This window comes from Mesorhizobium sp. B1-1-6 (genome assembly GCF_006443035.1).
GTDB lineage: Bacteria > Pseudomonadota > Alphaproteobacteria > Rhizobiales > Rhizobiaceae > Mesorhizobium.
On sequence record NZ_VFWR01000008.1, the window covers coordinates 65,431 to 82,091 of the forward strand.

Consider the following 16,661-nt stretch of genomic DNA (forward strand, 5'->3'; position numbering starts at 1 on the left):
TCCTAACACGTCAAGGTCGGCAAACACGCGACCTCCCCATCCTGCTCATGATGACTATAAAGCGTCGGGTGCGCCTTTGCGTAACCATGCTAACTAACTGATATATATCGAGTATTTTCAGATTTCCGCTTGCCACACACCGATGCGAGGCGCATGCTACAAAGGCAAAACCAGTCCAGGAGGTTTCCATGCGGTATGACTACTCGACGCGGTTGCGCGATGACGTTCAATCCGCGGTCACCACGGCTTTCAGGACGTACGGCATCGTCAACATCACCGCGGTGGCCGAACGGATCAGGCTCAGGAACCTCGACGAAAACGTTGCTCTCGAGGACGTCGAGCACCTGGTCCTGGCGGCCGCCCAACTGCTTGGCGCCGCCATCGAATTCGAGGGCCTGACCATGATCGACCGCTTGCCGGACGCTCATGTCAACGGCCGCCCCGGCGGACCGGCCCCTGCCCTGAAGCGCCTCGTCTGAACAGATTTGAGGCGACGCGCTAAGTCATTTCGGGCGACCTGCATCAGGGCTCCGGTGGCCGGGCGAGCCCGCTGGACGCGGCCTACCTGTGGAAATTGAGCGCGCGCGCTATATGGTGTTGAATTCCCCTCCGGAGAACACGCCATGACGCTCGACACACGCAAGCTCGGCAGCCAGGGGCTGCGGGTTTCTGCCATCGGCCTCGGCTGCATGGGCATGAGCCAGTCCTACGGCCCGGCCGACGAAGCCGAATCCATCGCCACGCTGCACCGCGCCATCGAACTCGGCTGCACCTTCCTCGACACCGCCGAGGTGTATGGCCCTTACGCCAATGAGGCGCTGCTCGGCCGCGCCTTGAAGGGCAAGCGCGACCAGGTGACCATCGCCACCAAATTCGGCTTTCGCATCGAAAATGGCCGGCAGGTCGGCACCGAATGCGACAGCAGGCCGCAAACCATCAGGGCGGCGGTTGAAGGGTCGTTGAAGCGGCTCGCCACCGACCATATCGACCTTCTCTACCAGCACCGTGTCGATCCAGCCGTGCCGGCCGAGGATGTCGCCGGCACGGTCGGCGAACTGGTCAAACAGGGCAAGGTCCGCTTCTTCGGCCTGTCGGAGGCGGGAGCCGCGAACATCCAGCGGGCGCACGCCGTGTTTCCGGTCTCGGCGCTGCAGAGCGAGTACTCGCTGTGGGAGCGCAATCTCGAGCCGGAAATCATTCCCCTGCTGCGGCAAACCGGCATCGGCCTGGTGCCGTTCTCACCGCTCGGCCGCGGCTTCCTGACCGGCGGCGCCAAGCGCGCCGAGGACTATCCGGAAGGCGATTACCGCCGCGGCGACCCGCGCTACCAGGGTGCGAACTATGACGCCAATGTCGAGGCCGCCGCAAAGGTCCGCGACATCGCCGCCGCCAAAGGCGTCAAGCCAGGGCAGATCGCGCTGGCCTGGCTCCTGGAGAAGGGCAACGTCTTCGGTGTCGACATCGTGCCGATCCCCGGCACCAAGCGGATCAAATATCTGGAAGAAAATGTCGCCGCTGCGTCGCTGAAACTGGAGGCCGCCGAGATGGCGGCGCTCGACGACGCGCTGGCCCCGGGGAAGGTCTCCGGCCCGCGCTACGGCGACCGCACCATGATGATGATCGACCGATAGGTTCGCACGTCGCCGGTGAATCGGGCCTATTCCACCGGTGCGGGCTTTTGCCGAGGATCGGGCCGCAACCGCTGGTGAAGTTCCCTGCCGGCGTGCAGGGTCCGGTCCGCCAGCGCGGCGAGTGTTCCGCGCAAGGTCCTTGTTCCCAGCACCGAATCCAGCGTCACCGACTGGGTCGCGAAGCGCCGCTTGAAGTCCTCGCCGCCGCACAGGAAGTCGACCATCGTCAGCCCTCTGTCGATCGACCACTGGATGTAGTCCATCATCAGCACCATGCCGGGAGACGCCCGTTCGACATCCGGATCGTAGGTCGTGACGAAGGCCATCATCGTGTTGCGCTGGACGAAATTGATCGAGACCGCCACCACCATCCCGGCGCATTCCAGCACGAAGACATGCAGGAGCCCTTCCCTGGCCAGCACCGCGACCAGCGCGGCCAGGGCCGGCGACCCCTCATCGAACAGGTTGGATTCGTGTCCGCGCGCGGCGAGCCATTTGCGCTTGAACTCGGCGAGCCTGTCGAGGACGGGCTGCATCGGCTCGTCCGGCGACATGAGGCGGAACCGCACTTCGCCGCCCTCCTCGAGGAATTTGCGGCCACGGCGATAATTCTGGCGCATCTTCTTCGTTTGTTCCCCGAACCAGTCCGCGCCCGTACGCCATGGCCCGGCGACCCGGAAGCTGGTTTCGCTGCGGCGGTTCGGGCGCAGCGCCATCTTGGGCGCCGAAGCGGGAGCAAGCAGCGTGCGCATCGCGGCGTCCGGCAGCAGGCGGTTCAGATAGACGAGATCGAAGCCGCCCGCGGCCGAAATTTCCTGCCATAGCGCCGCGACCGCCGCCGGATCGCAGTCCGGCGCGACCAGCACGTCGCCATAGTCGCTGTGGTCCTTGGCAGCCCATTCCAGGACGTTGACGCCCTTGCGCCGCACCGTCGCCAGCGGGATGACGGCCTCGATCCGGTCACCGTTCCAGACGAGGCCGATCCTGAGACCGCGCAGATCCCGGTCCGGGGCCGTCTGCCACCACGCCGTAACCCAGGCGTGGCTTTGAAAGATCAGCCCCTCCGCCCGGCGCCACAGCTCCGTCCAGGCCGGCCCGACCGACGCGAGGCGCTCCTCGGAGGTGACGATCTCCAAAGCGCCGGCCTTCCGGCCCTCGATCGCGGCATGAGCGTTCATGGCTGCGGGCTCCGTGTCGGCTCGGACGAAGCGCGGCGGCGGAACCGCCGGGCGATGTGCCCCCACATCTTCTTGAGCGGCAGCACGTAAAGCCCCGACAGGGATTGATAGTCGCGCGCGCCGCGTTCCATCAATCCGAACCTGAAATCCTCATCGGGCTTGGGCACGCACAATGTTCCGAACAGCCGGTCCCAGAACGAGAACAGCAAGCCGAAATTCTTGTCGTAGTGCCTTGGATCGACGCTGTGGTGCAGTTGGTGCCAATGCGGGCACAGCACGATGTTGTTGAGCGGCCCGAACGATATCTTGAAATGGGTGTGCCTGACGAAATCCATCATCAGGATATTGCGCATGACGTAGACGTTGACGCCGAAGATCGTCACTTCGACGAGGTTAAGCGACAAAAGGGTCCAGATGCCGAAGCAGATCCCGGGTATGACGCCGTCCCAGGCGCGGTTCATGAGCTCGTCGAGCGGATGAACCCTGTCCTTGGTGATCCCGACCATCACCTCCGCCGAGTGATGCACCTTGTGCAGCTCCCACAGGAACGGGAAGCGGTGCTGGGCCACATGGTACAGGTAATAGGATATGTCGTAGGCGATCAGCATCGTCACCGTGAAGATGACGATCGTCACCGCCCCCGGCGGTCCCGGCAGCAGCGGCGGCTCGATTTGCAGGAGTGCCGCCAGCGTCCGATTCGTCGCGTAACCGACGGCGACGACGAAGGTCACGCCCGCGGGCAGCATCAGGAAGGGCATAATCGCCTTGCGGGTGATCCAGAAAAGCAGGTCCGCCCGCGCCGAGGGGTGCGTGACGATCTCGTTGGGAAAGACGAAATCGAAGAATTCCCTGAAGCTCTTGCGCTCCGCCGTCCGCCAATAGGCGATCAGGGCGCTGCCCAGCGCGGTCAGCAGCAAAAGGCCGGCCGCAAGCAGGCTGGAGCCGGACAACTTGTCCAGGATCCTTTCGATGATGCCGGCAATCGACATGGGCCCACTCATTTATGCAACCGAAGCTTGACTTGCAGGAGGCGATTGACCTGACTGGCCGGGCAAGCCGCCACGCCGTCAGGGCTCTCGATCATTTCGCCGTCACCCTAGTCGAGAATCCATAGCGAAAGCTTAAGCTAATTAAAAACAATGAATCCGCTAAAAAGCCCGCTATATATTGCCGAATTCTGAATAAAACTCCTAAAATTGACAGCAAAGGACCGGCAGCGCTTGGCGTGGAGATCGCAACTTCGGGGAATCGCCGGGTGATCGTGCCGGTCCCGAGCTCGCCGGCCCGCGGCCGGGCTGCCAAACCCCTCCCAAGCTTATTTCCCGGCGCCCGGCTGCTTGTTGAAGATCGCTAGCAGGTCCATCGGCAGCGGAAACACCACCGTCGACGAGCGCTCGCCGGCGATGTCGTGCAGCGCCTCGAAATACCGCAGTTGCATGGCCTGTGGCTCCTGCGCCAGCATCTTGCCGGCCTCGACCAGCTTTGCCGCCGCCTGCTGCTCGCCATCGGCGTTGATCACCTTCGCGCGCCGCAGCCTTTCAGCCTCGGCCTGCTTGGCGATGGCGCGGACCATGTTCTCGTTAAGGTCGACATGCTTGATCTCGACATTGGACACCTTGATGCCCCATGCGTCGGTCCGCTGGTCCAGGATCTCCTGGATGTCGCTGTTCAACTTGTCGCGCTCGGCCAGCATCTCGTCGAGTTCGTGCTTGCCGAGAACCGAGCGCAACGTGGTCTGCGCGAGCTGGTTTGTCGCGGCCATGAAGTCCTCGACCTGGATGACGGCCCGCTCGGCGTCGACGATGCGGAAATACAGCACCGCGTTCACCTTCACCGAGACGTTGTCGCGCGAGATCACGTCCTGCGGCGGCACGTCCTGGACCACCACGCGCAGGTCGACCCGCACCATCTGCTGGACGAAGGGGACGAGGAGGATGAGGCCGGGGCCCTTCACCCCGGTGAAGCGGCCGAGCGTGAAGACCACGCCGCGCTCATATTCCCGCAGGATGCGAATGGCGGCGGACAGGAAGATCAGCACGATGAGGGCGAGCACCAGATAGGCGACGTAACCGATGATCATTGCCTTGCTCCATTGTTCCTGCGCCGGACCGTCAGCACGAGATCCCTGACGTCGGCCACCTCGACGCTGTCGCCGGGGGCGAGCGGTTCATCGGCTTTCGCCCGCCAGCGCTCGCCCTGCGCGAGCACATGGCCTTCGCTGCCCGACCAGTCGAGAATCCTGGCCGGCAGCCCGTGCATGGCCTGCGCGCCGACACGCGGCAGGCTCCTGCGCGCCCTCCACAGATAGCTGCCGGCCAGCAGCGCCAGGCCAAGCGTCAGCGCCGCGGCGGTGCCGATGAGCGCCCACGACATCTCGAAGCCCGGGCCCTCGACCTTGAGCAGCATGGCGGCGCCGAGCAGGAAGGCTGCCACGCCTCCAAGCCCGAGCACCACGGTCGGGTTGAAGGCCTCGATGACGAGGAAGGCGATGCCAAGCAGCATCAGGGCGAGGCCGGTATAGCTGATCGGCAGCAGATTGAGGGCATAGAGCCCGAGCAGCAGGCAGATGGTCCCGATCACGCCGGGCGCCACGGCGCCTGGGCTGGTGAACTCGAAGACGAGGCCGTAGACGCCGGCCAGCATCAGGACGACGGCGATGTTGGGATCGGTGATGACGGCGAGAAGCCGGATCAGCCAGCCGGGATCGAGCGTCTCGACCGCCACGCCCTTGGTCGCCAGCACCTGTTGCTTGCCGGCCACCTCGACCGTGCGGCCGTCGGCAAGCTGGAGCAGTTCGGCGGTGTTGCGGGCGACGAGGTCGACTACATGTGCCTGAAGTGCCGCATTGGCGGAAAGGCTGGCTGCCTCGCGCACCGCCTTTTCGCCCCAGTCGGCATTGCGGCCGCGCAGTTCGGCGAGCGAACGGATCAAGGCGACCGCGTCGTTCGTCACCTTTGTCATCATCGCGTCGCCGGCCGGAGGCCCGGTGGCATTCTTCTGGTCGCCCTTGTCCTTCTCGTCGCCACCGGGAAGGGGCGGCAACCCGCCAAGCTCGACCGGCGTGGCGGCGCCCAGATTGGTGCCGGGCGCCATCGCCGCGACATGGGTGGCATAAAGGATATAGGTTCCGGCACTTGCCGCATGCGCGCCGGCGGGCGCGACATAGCCGATGACGGGAACCGGCGAGGCAAGGATATCGGCGATCATTTCGCGCATCGAGGTGACCAGCCCGCCCGGCGTGTCGATCTCGAGGACAACGGCTTCGGCGTGCCGCTCGGCGGCTTTGGCCAGCGCTTCGTTGAGCTGCCTGGCGCTCGCCGGGCCGATGGCGCCGTCGATCACGACGCGCAACGCGACCTTCTCCGTAGCCTCCGAGGTCACGGAAGAGTGACTGGCGGCCGCGGCGGCCATGAAGGCCGCTGCCAGAACCGCCATCCGCGCGAGGGTCACGCTCAAAACTCCCTGAATTACGCAGGATATGCTGTGCAGGATATGGCGTTCGGTCCGTCGAGATCCATGGCCTGGCCTCAGATTGCAAGCCGGCGACCCTGCCCTTCGCAGCCGGCGGCAAACGCAATGGGCAGACGTTCAAAGCCGGAAGGGGCCCCGCTCGCGCGCCGGCCCCGTCCTTGGTCAGCGGTCACGCATGTGCGTGCGGGTGACGGACGTCCCAGACGGCCCAACCCGATACGGCAACCACCAGCACGCCGAGAATGACGTGGGTGGCCATCGCATTCGTGTTCGCCATGAATTTGAGCAGCCAGGGCGACACGATCAGCCAGAGCCCGAGAACGACACCTACCCATTCCTCCCACTCGGCGAAGGCGGCAAGCGCCGCCACGGCCACCGCGCCCAGCACGACGCCGACAATCCAGGCGTTCCATGCGGGAGCGGTTTCAGCAGCGAAGCCGATTATCCAGGGTGAGATGAACAGGCAGACGGCAAGGACCAGATTGAGCCAGTCCTGGCCTTTCTTTCCTTCCATGAGTGTATTTGCCATGACAACCTCCATAGATGAAGCTTGGCCAAAGCGTTGTATTCGCGTGCAAACGCACGCTTAATGGTTGATGTAACTATGCCTCACATGGCCTTCAAGGCCTGCCCCACGGACGGGTCGCCTCCGCGTGGATCGAGCTCCCTCCACCCGATTGGGATCAAGCCGGGACGGGCCACATCAAGGCAAAACCACCCGCCTCTTGTCGGCGCATTCTAGAACGTGATCTTCACCGAGGCGGCACTGCGGTTGGCCGCCCCGTGATGCACCGCTTCGATGTTGTTGCCGTCCGGGTCGAGAAGGAAAGCGGCGTAGTAGCCGGGGTGGTACCGGCGTTCACCCGGCCCGCCATTGTCCCTGCCGCCGCCGTCCAGCCCGGCCTTATAGAACGCATCGACCATGGCGCGGTCTTTCGCCTGGAATGCCAGGTGATGGCGACCGGTCAACTCTCCCCGAGCCGCGCGGCTGTCGGCGGTTGAAATGAAAAGCTCGTCGGCCCAGAAATAATCGGCGGCGCTGCCGCCGATCGGAATATCGAGCACTCGAAATACTGCTTCGTAAAAGCGGCGGCTGGCGGCGATGTCCCTGACCACCAGTTGGATATGATCGATGAGCCGGCCGCGATGCAGTTCTTCCATGCAAGCTCTCCTCTCGCCAAGGGCTCGAATCTAACTAGCTTCGCGTGATCCGCCGTCAATGCCGCGCCGAACGTCAGGACTTTCGCGCGGCATGCCGCGCCAGTGCGTGCTCGATCAGCACGTCGATGACCTGGCTGTAGCCGATGCCGATCGCCGCCAGCGCCTTGGCATACATCGAGATGTCGGTGAAGCCGGGCAGCGTGTTGACCTCGTTGACCAGCAGCGAGCCGTCAGCCCGCAGGAAGAAGTCGACGCGGGCCATCGCCTCGCAGCCGAGCGCCTGGAAAGCCCGCGCGGCCATCTCCCTTGCCTTGTCGGCGACGGCGGCCGGGACATCGGCGGGCACGTTCACCACGGCGCCGTCGGCGTCGAGATATTTGGCTTCATAGGTGTAGAAGCCGTGCTTGCCGGCCGGGATGATTTCGCCGGGCAGCGATACGGTCAGCGTTCCGTCGGCCCGCTCCAGCACCGAGCATTCGATTTCGCGGCCGTCGACGAACTCTTCGATCAGGACCTTGCCGTCGTAGCGGAAAGCCGTCTCGACGGCCCGTTCGAAGCCGTCCCGGTCGTTCACCTTGCTGACGCCGAACGACGAGCCCTGGCGCGCCGGCTTGGCGAAGAAAGGCAGGCCGAGCGCGCCGGCGATCTCCTGGAACGGCCCGACATCGTTTCGATGCACGGTGACGGAACGGGCAACCGGCAGCCCGGCCTCGCGCAGCAGCCGCTTGGCGACATCCTTGTCCATGGCGGCGGCCGAGGCGAGAATGCCGCAGCCGACATAGGCGACGTCGGCGACCTCGGCATAGCCCTGCACCGAGCCGTCCTCGCCGAAAGGACCGTGCAGCACGGGAAAGACGACGTCGACCGGCGGCAGGTCGGGCTGTGCTCCGCCGCCCCGTGTGGCCACCAGCCTGCCTCTACCACCGGGCAACAATGCGACCTCCACGCCGTCCTCAGACACCGGTGCCCCGGCTCTGTCGTCGCCAGCCTCGGAGGATGGTTGCAGCAGCCATCTTCCGTCCCTGGAAATGGCGATCGGGACCACCTCGTAAAGCGTCCGGTCGATGGCCTTCAGCACATTGGCGGCCGAAAGGCGCGATACGTCATGCTCGGCCGAACGTCCGCCATAGAGGACGGCGACCCTAATCTTGTTCTTCATTGAAAAGCCTTGTCCCTCATCGAAATCCCACAAGATCAAATGCTGACGGCAATGCCGCGATTGGCAAAGAAGCGATCGAAATCGGCGGCCGCCAACACTGCGTTCGCCTGTGTGGCGCCGGTATGGCCGGACGGATTGTGAAAGCGAAAACCTTCATCCGATGCCGACATGACCAGCACCAGATGGCCGCCCTTGGACGGCGGCTCGCGCTCGGGCCAGCGGATCGAACTGCTGACCGAGGCGATGAAGAAGCGCGACTGCCCGAGGATCGCCGGAATATCCGATGTAGCGACACTGGTCATCACCTTCGCTTCCAGGCCGAATTCCGCCTTCACGAAGCTGACAAAGGGGGCGTAGATCAGGCCCTTGATCGATCGTTCGGTGACGACATAACCGCCATATCCGGTGCAGCGCCTGGCCAGTTCGATGGTCGGCACGATCTGGCCGCGCGCCGCCAGGATCATCTTGAGGCACGCCATGCCGCAGACATTGGCTGCCCACAGCGCGTATTCGTCGAGTGTGCGCGCGCCCGAGTTCTCCCACAGCGGATCGCGCCGCAGCGCCACCTCGGCGCCATCGGCAAGGACGGCCAAAGTCATATCGGGCGTCTCCCACTGGCTGAAAAACGGCACGGTTCCAGGCGGTGGGCTCATCAATTCCTCAAACAGATCATTTCAATTTCGTATACAGGGATACGAGAGCGGAGAACAGTGCTTCAAACCTCATTCGCCTGATCAGGCGATGGCCCGCGCTCGGGTTTTGCCCGCCGGGCGAAGCTTGCCAATGCCCGCCGATCGGCGCACTCTCAGCCCTACGAAGCCGGTCGCCGGGTGTCGGTTCCTTTCCTCGCCCGTCGTGTTAGGATTGCGCAATGACCCGCGACCAGATGCTCGCCCACCTCCATGCCGCCGACGCCGTCGCTCGCGAGGCGGCCGTGCACGGCCATCATCCGTTCGGCTGCGTGCTGGTCGGGCCGGACGATCGCGTGCTTATGCGCCAGGGAAATCTCGACACGGTGCGCCATGCCGAGACGGAGCTCGCCCGGCGCGCCGCGGCTGCCTACGAGCCGGATTTCCTCTGGTCCTGCACGCTGGTCTCGACCGGCGAACCCTGTGCGATGTGCGCCGGAACACTCTACTGGGCCAATATCGGCCGCCTGGTCTACGGCTTCGAGGAGACGAAGCTCCTGGCGCTCACCGGCGATCACGCCGAGAATCCGACGATGAGCCTGCCCTCGCGCACAGTGCTCGCCTCGGGCCAGAAGAAGATCGAGGTCTTTGGCCCCTTCCCCGAGATCGAGGACGAGCTGATCGCGCCGCATCGCGATTTCTGGACGCGCTGACGCGCCGGCCGAGGCCGCGCGCCAGATGGCCACCGGAACGGAATTCAAACGATCTCTTGGAACGTGTTTGCCAACAGCGTCGTCAATGCGCTGGTGGCCCGGGCGACTGCCTGAACCGGTCATGCTTACCGCCCATAGGTGTACGTCACGCTGGTCTCGCCGAGCGCCTGGCTCTTCGCGGCCACTGCCACCATTTCCGGAGAGGGATTCTCCGGCGCGCGCAGCTTCGGCGCGCCGAGCGCATAGAGCGTGAAGACATAGTGATGCGTGCCGCTGCCGGGCGGCGGGCATGGCCCGAAATAGCCTGCGCGGCCGATGCCGCCCTTGCCGAGCACCGTACCCTTGGGCAAGCCTTTGCCGCGCTTCGAGCCCGCCCCTTCGGCCAAGCCCTTCGCGCTTGCCGGGATGTTCCAGGCCAGCCAGTGCCAAAAGCCCTTGCCGCCGCCGGCGTCGGGGTCGAACATGGTGAGCGCGTAGCTCTTGGTGCCTGCCGGCGGGTCCTTCCATCTCAAAGCGATCGATACGCTTTGCCCGCTGCAGCCGCCGGCCTTGTCGCCGAGATATTTTTCGGCCCATTTGCCGTTGGAAACCGACGGGCTTGAAATCTCGAAAGCCGCCGCCTGATTGGCGAGGCCGAACAGCACCAGCACGGCGAAACCGAGGCGCAAGCTCATGGCTTCCTCCACTTCCAGCCAAGATGCCGACAAGTTTAGCCGAAAAGCGGCCCGAAATTAGGCAATTTGGCGCGAAACTGCTGGTGGGGGCTGCTGGAACCGTCGATCCTCCCGACATGGGCTGCCGACGGCGCTATTCCGCCGCGCTGCATTCTTCGGTCGGCTCAGCCGCAGGCGGACCGATCGCCGAGATCCAGAGCCGGTCGATGTCGGCTAGCTGCGCGCGGTCGATTTCGTCGAGATGGTTCCAGTACATGCCATCCTCGTAGAAATAGCCGAGCTCGCGCTCGATTTGCTCGGCCACTTCGACCCTATGCTGATGGATGCCCGCACGCGCATCCATCTTCATGCCGGCGAGGCGCTCGGGGGACAGTAACCGCAATTCCTCGAAGGACAGCCTTGGGAAGACCAGGCGGCTTTGCGGCAGGTCCGACAGGTTGATGCAGAGCGTGCCGCGTCGCAGCGCATGAATGAGCAGGCGGGCGGATTTGGCCTCGAGGCTCTGCAGCGTGACATCGTCGCGCAGCGGGTCGGCGCGGCCGATGCCGTAGAAATGGGTGTCGCCGGCCGTGTCGTAGATCATGTCGCAGCCGAGGAGGGCGAGCACGTCCGGCCTCTGGCTGTGGACGGCCCAATAGGCCGCTGTCAGCGACATGGTGGCGCCGGCATAGACGAAGCCGCCGAAAGTATTCTGGGCCGGCACGTAATGCGCGGCGCTGAAGATCTCGGCCTGCCGCAGCGGTTCCAGAGGCGGCATCCGGTCGGACGGGAAATCGCCGGCATGCACCAGCACGTCCCAGTCGGGGCGCACGCGCCAGGCATTGTTGATGGCGACGATGCTGGCGAAGGTCTCCTTCGGCCAGGCGGCGCAGCGCACGACGTCGGGCGCGCTGCCGAGAAGCAGCGTCACTCTGGGCGTTGCGGAGACCATGACATCCTCATTCGACCGGCAAAGGCACGCCCGCATTTACCGCACGCCTTGCCAGGCGCACAAGGGCTGCCGACAAGCCGGCCTGACGCCCCGGGGCCAGGAATCCGGTCGGTTGCTAGTTCCTCAGCAGCTTGGCCAATCTGGGAATGCCCTCGGTCACAGCGCGGCGGTCGGCCAAGGTGAAGGACAGCCGCAGCGTGTTGCGCCCGGTGCCATCGGCGAAGAAGGCGCTGCCGGGCACGAAGGCGACACGCGCTTCCTTCACCGAGCACGCCAGGAGAGGTTCGTGGTTCAAAGCTGGGCTTCGATGGCGGCCTTGTCGATGATGGACCACACGAGCCGGATCTTCGCGCCGCGAAATTCATAGAAGACGTTCTCGGCGAAGGACACTTTCCGGCCGTCTACGGCAAGCCCGAGGAAATTCCCCCTGGGCGTGCAGTCGAACATCAGCCGGCTCGCGACATGAGGCGGATCGCAGACCAGCAGCCGGATATCGAAACGAAGATCCGGAATGTCGTCGAAATCCTTCTCCAGCATCGCGCGGTAGCCGGAGAGACCGATCCGCCTGCCATTGTGGGACACGTCGTCGTCGACGAACTGCCCGAGGTTCGGCCAGTCCTGCCGGTTGAGGCAGGCAATGTAGTCGCGGTAGATACCGGAAAGGTCGGTCATGGCGCATGAACCCGCGTTCGTGGACACAAGGCTATTTTGCACCCGCAACAAGTCAGGGCAACCCGGGTTTGTTCGCCGCTGGAGCGATGCGCCGTCGTTTGGCCGGCGCCTTAAGCCTTGAGCAGCGCCGCCAGCCGCGGAATGCCCTCGCTCACCGCGCGCCGGTCAGCGAGCGTGAAGGACAGCCGCAGCGTGTTGCGCCCGGTGCCATCGGCGAAGAAGGCGCTGCCGGGCACGAAGGCGACACGCGCCTCCTTCACCGAGCGCGCCAGGAGCGTGGTGGCGTCAGCGCCTTCCGGCAGCGTCACCCAGACGAACATGCCGCCTTCCGGGCGGCTCCAGGTCACGCCTTCCGGCATGTTGGCCGCGAGCGCGCCGAGCAGGCCGTCGCGGCGTTCGCGATAGGCGCCGATCAGCTTTTCGACCTGGGCCTCGAACACCGCTTCGGCCGCCCGGTGCATCACCATCTGGTTGATCGACGGGCTGTGCAGGTCGGAAGCCTGCTTCATCAGCACCAGCTTCTCCACCACGTGACGCGGCGCGCAGACCCAGCCGACGCGCATGCCCGGCGACAGGATCTTCGAGAACGAGCCGCAATAGAGCGTGCGCGCCTTGTCGATGCCGCCGGATCGGGCGCAGTCCAGCGCCAGGATCGGCGGCACGCTTTCGCCATCATAGCGCAGCGCCCGGTAGGCGGCGTCCTCGACGATTGCGATGTCGAGCTCGCCGGCAAGGTCGAGCACCGCCTCGCGCTGCTGCCTGTCCAGCGTGTTGCCGGTCGGGTTGGCGAAATCCGGCACCAGATAGGCGAACTTGACCCGGCCGCCATTCGCCGCCGCCGCCGCGCGATAGGCATCCGGCGTCATGTTACCGCCTTCCGGCCGCAGCCGGTCGTAGCGCGGTTCATAGGCGTTGAAGGCTTGCAGCGCGCCGAGATAGGTCGGCCACGTCACCAGTGCGGTGTCGCCGGGCGACAGCAGCAGCTTGCCGATATAATCGAGCGCCTGCTGCGAGCCCGAAGTGATGAAGATGTTGGCTTCCTCGCAGGCGACGCCGAGCTTGCCCATCTGCCCGGCGATCCATCGCCGCAGCGGCAGATAGCCCTCGCTCACCTGGTACTGAAGCGCGGCCCCCGCCTCGCCGCCGCCGAGCACGTCGGCATAGGCGTCGCGGATCGCCTCGGCCGGAAACAGCGCCGGATCGGGAATGCCGCCTGCGAAGGAGATGATGTCCGGCTGGTCGAGCAGCTTCAGCAGCTCGCGGATTTCCGAGGCCTTCATGCGCGACGAGCGCGACGCCAACAGGTTCATAAGGGTCAAGCACGCCTCCCCGGACGCATCGAATATAGGTCAACTTAGCTGACCTATATCTGGTCTCGCCGCAAATTGAATAGGGCCTGCTAGCCTTCCCGCATGCGCCAGCCGCCCGCCTTAGCGGAAAGCGACGGCCCCGCCTGCGCTACAAGGTCTTCTTGTAGCCGAGATGGGTGCCGGTGAAGCCGAGGCTTTCATAGAAGCGGTGCGCGTCCGCTCTGGTCTTGTCGGTGGTGAGCTGGACGAGGCCGCAACCGCGCGCCCGGCATTGATCAACAGCCCATTCGATCATCAGCCTGCCTATGCCTTCGGAACGGCGGTGCCCGGCGACCCGCACCGCCTCGATCTGACCGCGCCAGGCGCCCTTGCGCGACAGCCCGGCAAGGAAGCTGATCTGCAAGGTGCCGACCACGTCGGCGCCATCGACCGCCACCGCCAGCAACTGGTTGGGGTCGGCATCGATGGCGTTGAAGGCATCGACATAGCCCTGCGCCAGCGGCAGCGAGGCATCCTCTCTGGCCGCGCCAAGCGGATCGTCCGCCAGCATGGCCACGAGGGCAGGCAGGTCGGAGGCCAGGGCCTTGCGGAAGGTGATCATGAGCACGACTTACGGCGACGCGCCGGCGCCGGCAAGGCCGTTGGTTTGGAAGCCCCACCCTATCTTCGTCATCCTAGGGCGAAGCAGGAGCGAAGCTCCGTCGCGGAGACCCTGGGATCCATGCCGTGACATGGGAGCGCCGCTACCGTGCGGAATTTCGATCACCGAGCACCGCGACATGCCCCGAGTCAACCCGAGGACGAAGTGGCCCCTGGCTACCATCCTGTTCCACGAAACAGCTCGAACCATTCAGGATTGGCCTTTTCGATCAGTTCGACCTTCCATTGCCGCCGCCAGCGCTTGAGCGATTTCTCGCGCTGGATGGCGTCCGTGATATCGAAATACTCCTCGTACCAGACCAGTCGCTGCACGCCATATTGGCTGGTGAAGCGCGAACCCTGGCCGACTTGTGTTCTGGCATACGACGACCGAGATCGTTTGTGACGCCGATGTAAATGGTGCCGCCCTTCTGGCTGGCGGTCATGTAGACATAGCCGGTCATGTGTCGGGGCTATCGGGCCATGCGTTGGGAGAACATCCTGATTCGCTGCATTCTTCGGCAGGTGTCACGGCATGGATCCTAGGGCCTGCGCCGCGTCGCTTCGCTCCTTGCTCCGCCCTAGGATGACGAACCGAGGGAACTTCTTCAACCCCATACCCATCCTGGTCTTGCCGCACGGCGCCAGCGCCTCCCTCCAACACATTTGCAGCACCCGCCGGCAGCCTATAGGAAAGCCACAAGATGGCATTGGCGTCGGCGCCGGTCCTGGTTTCGCGGAGAGCGGTGTTGAGAGCGTGTGTTCGTCTGTGCCTGTCGTTGGTCGCGGTGCTCGCCTTGCCGCTTGTCGCCTATGCCCAATGGAAGCCGGTCGAGACGATCGAGCCCTACGCCATCTCGGGCCGGACCGGACAGGAGCTCTACCGGTCGATCGGCGAGAACGGACCGCTGATCCGCGGCGCCAAAACGCGCACCATCGCCTACACCAATTTCAAGCTGACCTGGACCAGGGACTACCAGAACAAAGGCGGCGATTGCGTCCTGGCATCGGCCAGCCCGAAACTCATCATCACCTATGCCTTGCCGAAGCCGTCAGGGTCCCTGCCGCCGGCCGTGCAGAAGAGCTGGGACAGCTTCATCGCCGGCGTCGCCGCCCATGAGAAGGTGCATGGCGCCGATATTATCGCCATGGTGCGCAAGATCGAGGCGGCGACCGTCGGCCTCAGGGTTGCCGACGATCCCAAATGCGCCAAGATCCGGACCGAGATGACCAGGCGCCTCTCCGAATTGTCGCGGGCGCAGCGGCAGGCAAGCCGCGATTTCGACCGCGTCGAATTCGGCAATGGCGGCAATTTGCAAAAACTGGTTTTTGGCCTCGTGACCGGTCCCTGAGAGGAAGGCGCCACCCTTACCGCGTCTGCGCGCTCGCCGCGAGCTCCGCCCGCTTCTCGTCCGACACCACGGCCAGATCCAGCACCTTCTGCAAGTCGGCGGCGTGGCGGAAGGACGGTTCGGCCTGCACGCCGGTCCGCACCGCGTCGGCGAAACGCTGGTAGTTGGTCGCCACCGTGCCGGCGTCGAGCTCTTCCCATATCCCGTCGTCGACATTTTCGCCGAGGCAAGCCTTGAGCGACGAGCCGTCGAGATTGTGCACCACTTCGAGACCGCCTCGATCGCCATAGATGCGCAGGCGCAATTCGTTGAGATGGCCGGTCGCCCAGCGGCTGGCATGCACCACGCCGAAGGCGCCGTTGGAGAAATCCACCGTCATGGCGAAACTGTCATTGGCGTCGAGCCCGTAGTCGCCGATGCGGTTGCCCGGCGCCTTGTCGAAGGAACGCAGCCGGCAGAACACATGATCGATGCCGAGGGCCGCGCCATAGCTGGCGAAATCGAGGATGTGGATGCCGACATCGCCAAGCACGCCGTTGGAGCCGTGGCCGAGCGACAGCCGCCAGAGCCATTTCGGGTCGCTGCGCCAGTCGCCCCAGAATTTCGACACCAGCCAGCTCTGCAGATAGGACGCCTCGACATGCCGGACCGTGCCGATCTCGCCGGCCTGCACCATCCGGCGGGCTTTCTGCAGCGCCGCGACATTGCGATAGGTGAGGTTCACCATGTTGACGATGCCGGCAGCCTCGGCGGCTTCGGCCATCTCGATCGCCTTGCCGAAATTCTCGGCCAGCGGCTTCTCGCACAGCACCGGCTTGCCGGCTGCGATCAGTTTCATGGTGGTCGGGTGGTGGATGCGGTCCGGCGTGACATTGGCCACGGCGTCGAAGGCGCCCCATTGCAGCGCCTCCTCCAGCACGGTGAAGCGGTTGGGGATGTTGAAGCCGTCGGCGAATTCGCCGACGCGCGCCGGATCGAGGTCGACGGCCCCGACAATGTCGACGCCATCGATGGCGCTGAATTGCCGTGCATGTTCCTGCGCCATCCAGCCGGTGCCAAGTATCAGAAGCCGCATTTTTCCTCCTTGGTGCGAGATGTCGTCGCGCCAGGCGGGATGCCGGATCCCCTCCGCGACGCGGGT

General features: G+C 64.8%; 18 protein-coding genes and 2 pseudogenes. 4 read left to right on the forward strand and 16 right to left on the reverse strand.

The genetic code is table 11. The annotated features are described in order from the left end of the window. Positions 1-188: 188 nt before the first annotated feature. Together FJ979_RS17210 and FJ979_RS17215 are read left to right on the forward strand one after the other, a co-directional pair. A complete protein-coding gene (locus FJ979_RS17210; protein WP_224519116.1) occupies positions 189-479 on the forward strand; it encodes a hypothetical protein in 291 nt (96 codons plus the stop codon). Positions 480-623: 144 nt separating this feature from the next. Further along, positions 624-1,631, forward strand: a complete 1,008-nt coding sequence (locus FJ979_RS17215; RefSeq protein WP_140582368.1) for an aldo/keto reductase — start codon at positions 624-626, stop codon at positions 1,629-1,631. A gap of 26 nt (positions 1,632-1,657) precedes the next feature. On the opposite strand, the gene FJ979_RS17220 is transcribed toward FJ979_RS17215, so the two are convergent. From FJ979_RS17220 to FJ979_RS17255, 8 genes are all read right to left on the reverse strand, one after another. Next, positions 1,658-2,809 carry a GNAT family N-acetyltransferase gene (locus FJ979_RS17220; RefSeq protein ID WP_140582370.1) on the reverse strand — a complete coding sequence of 384 codons (1,152 nt, stop codon included), beginning with the start codon at positions 2,807-2,809 and terminating at the stop codon, positions 1,658-1,660. Next, positions 2,806-3,798: a sterol desaturase family protein gene (locus FJ979_RS17225; protein ID WP_140500004.1), complete on the reverse strand. Its 993-nt coding sequence runs from the start codon at positions 3,796-3,798 to the stop codon at positions 2,806-2,808. The genes FJ979_RS17220 and FJ979_RS17225 overlap by 4 nt, the downstream gene beginning before the upstream one ends. Positions 3,799-4,124: 326 nt before the next feature. Next, the gene (locus tag FJ979_RS17230) at positions 4,125-4,889 is read right to left on the reverse strand and encodes a slipin family protein (RefSeq protein WP_140515988.1); all 765 of its coding nucleotides are present in this window, start codon (positions 4,887-4,889) and stop codon (positions 4,125-4,127) included. Next, on the reverse strand, positions 4,886-6,259 hold the full coding sequence (locus tag FJ979_RS17235; protein ID WP_140582373.1) for a nodulation protein NfeD: 1,374 nt from the start codon (positions 6,257-6,259) through the stop codon (positions 4,886-4,888). Before FJ979_RS17235 ends, FJ979_RS17230 begins: the two co-directional genes overlap by 4 nt. Positions 6,260-6,449: 190 nt before the next feature. Further along, positions 6,450-6,809, reverse strand: a complete 360-nt coding sequence (locus FJ979_RS17240) for an SPW repeat protein (RefSeq protein WP_140500009.1) — start codon at positions 6,807-6,809, stop codon at positions 6,450-6,452. Positions 6,810-7,018: 209 nt separating this feature from the next. Next, a complete protein-coding gene (locus tag FJ979_RS17245; RefSeq protein WP_140500011.1) occupies positions 7,019-7,441 on the reverse strand; it encodes a VOC family protein in 423 nt (140 codons plus the stop codon). Between the two features lie 73 nt (positions 7,442-7,514). Then, complete coding sequence (locus FJ979_RS17250; RefSeq protein ID WP_140582375.1) at positions 7,515-8,600, reverse strand: D-alanine--D-alanine ligase family protein; 1,086 nt, start codon at positions 8,598-8,600, stop codon at positions 7,515-7,517. A gap of 35 nt (positions 8,601-8,635) precedes the next feature. Further along, positions 8,636-9,253 carry a C39 family peptidase gene (locus FJ979_RS17255; protein ID WP_140582378.1) on the reverse strand — a complete coding sequence of 206 codons (618 nt, stop codon included), beginning with the start codon at positions 9,251-9,253 and terminating at the stop codon, positions 8,636-8,638. 218 nt (positions 9,254-9,471) lie between these two features. On the opposite strand from FJ979_RS17255, the gene FJ979_RS17260 reads away from it, so the two are divergent. Further along, positions 9,472-9,942, forward strand: a complete 471-nt coding sequence (locus FJ979_RS17260; protein ID WP_140582381.1) for a nucleoside deaminase — start codon at positions 9,472-9,474, stop codon at positions 9,940-9,942. Between the two features lie 125 nt (positions 9,943-10,067). Here the strand turns inward: FJ979_RS17260 and FJ979_RS17265 are convergent, their stop codons facing one another. The 7 genes and pseudogenes from FJ979_RS17265 to FJ979_RS17295 all read right to left on the reverse strand — a co-directional run bounded on the left by FJ979_RS17265 (position 10,068) and on the right by FJ979_RS17295 (position 14,632). Next, positions 10,068-10,616 carry a YbhB/YbcL family Raf kinase inhibitor-like protein gene (locus tag FJ979_RS17265; protein WP_140500017.1) on the reverse strand — a complete coding sequence of 183 codons (549 nt, stop codon included), beginning with the start codon at positions 10,614-10,616 and terminating at the stop codon, positions 10,068-10,070. Between the two features lie 133 nt (positions 10,617-10,749). Next, on the reverse strand, positions 10,750-11,547 hold the full coding sequence (locus FJ979_RS17270; RefSeq protein WP_140582383.1) for a hypothetical protein: 798 nt from the start codon (positions 11,545-11,547) through the stop codon (positions 10,750-10,752). A 115-nt stretch (positions 11,548-11,662) separates the two neighbouring features. Next, positions 11,663-11,827, reverse strand: a pseudogene (locus FJ979_RS17275) (PLP-dependent aminotransferase family protein); the annotation flags it as partial. Positions 11,828-11,838: 11 nt separating this feature from the next. After that, entirely contained in the window at positions 11,839-12,219 is a 381-nt protein-coding gene (locus FJ979_RS17280; protein ID WP_140500021.1) for an ester cyclase, read from the reverse strand. Between the two features lie 110 nt (positions 12,220-12,329). Next, the gene (locus FJ979_RS17285) at positions 12,330-13,529 is read right to left on the reverse strand and encodes a PLP-dependent aminotransferase family protein (RefSeq protein WP_181167687.1); all 1,200 of its coding nucleotides are present in this window, start codon (positions 13,527-13,529) and stop codon (positions 12,330-12,332) included. 148 nt (positions 13,530-13,677) lie between these two features. Further along, on the reverse strand, positions 13,678-14,130 hold the full coding sequence (locus FJ979_RS17290; protein WP_140500024.1) for a GNAT family N-acetyltransferase: 453 nt from the start codon (positions 14,128-14,130) through the stop codon (positions 13,678-13,680). 215 nt (positions 14,131-14,345) lie between these two features. Beyond that, positions 14,346-14,632: pseudogene (locus tag FJ979_RS17295) on the reverse strand (GIY-YIG nuclease family protein). Positions 14,633-14,872: 240 nt separating this feature from the next. Between FJ979_RS17295 and FJ979_RS17300 the strand changes: the two are divergent. Beyond that, entirely contained in the window at positions 14,873-15,520 is a 648-nt protein-coding gene (locus FJ979_RS17300) for a DUF922 domain-containing protein (RefSeq protein WP_140582386.1), read from the forward strand. Positions 15,521-15,536: 16 nt separating this feature from the next. Here the strand turns inward: FJ979_RS17300 and FJ979_RS17305 are convergent, their stop codons facing one another. Continuing rightward, positions 15,537-16,595 carry a Gfo/Idh/MocA family oxidoreductase gene (locus FJ979_RS17305; protein WP_140582389.1) on the reverse strand — a complete coding sequence of 353 codons (1,059 nt, stop codon included), beginning with the start codon at positions 16,593-16,595 and terminating at the stop codon, positions 15,537-15,539. Positions 16,596-16,661: the final 66 nt, after the last annotated feature.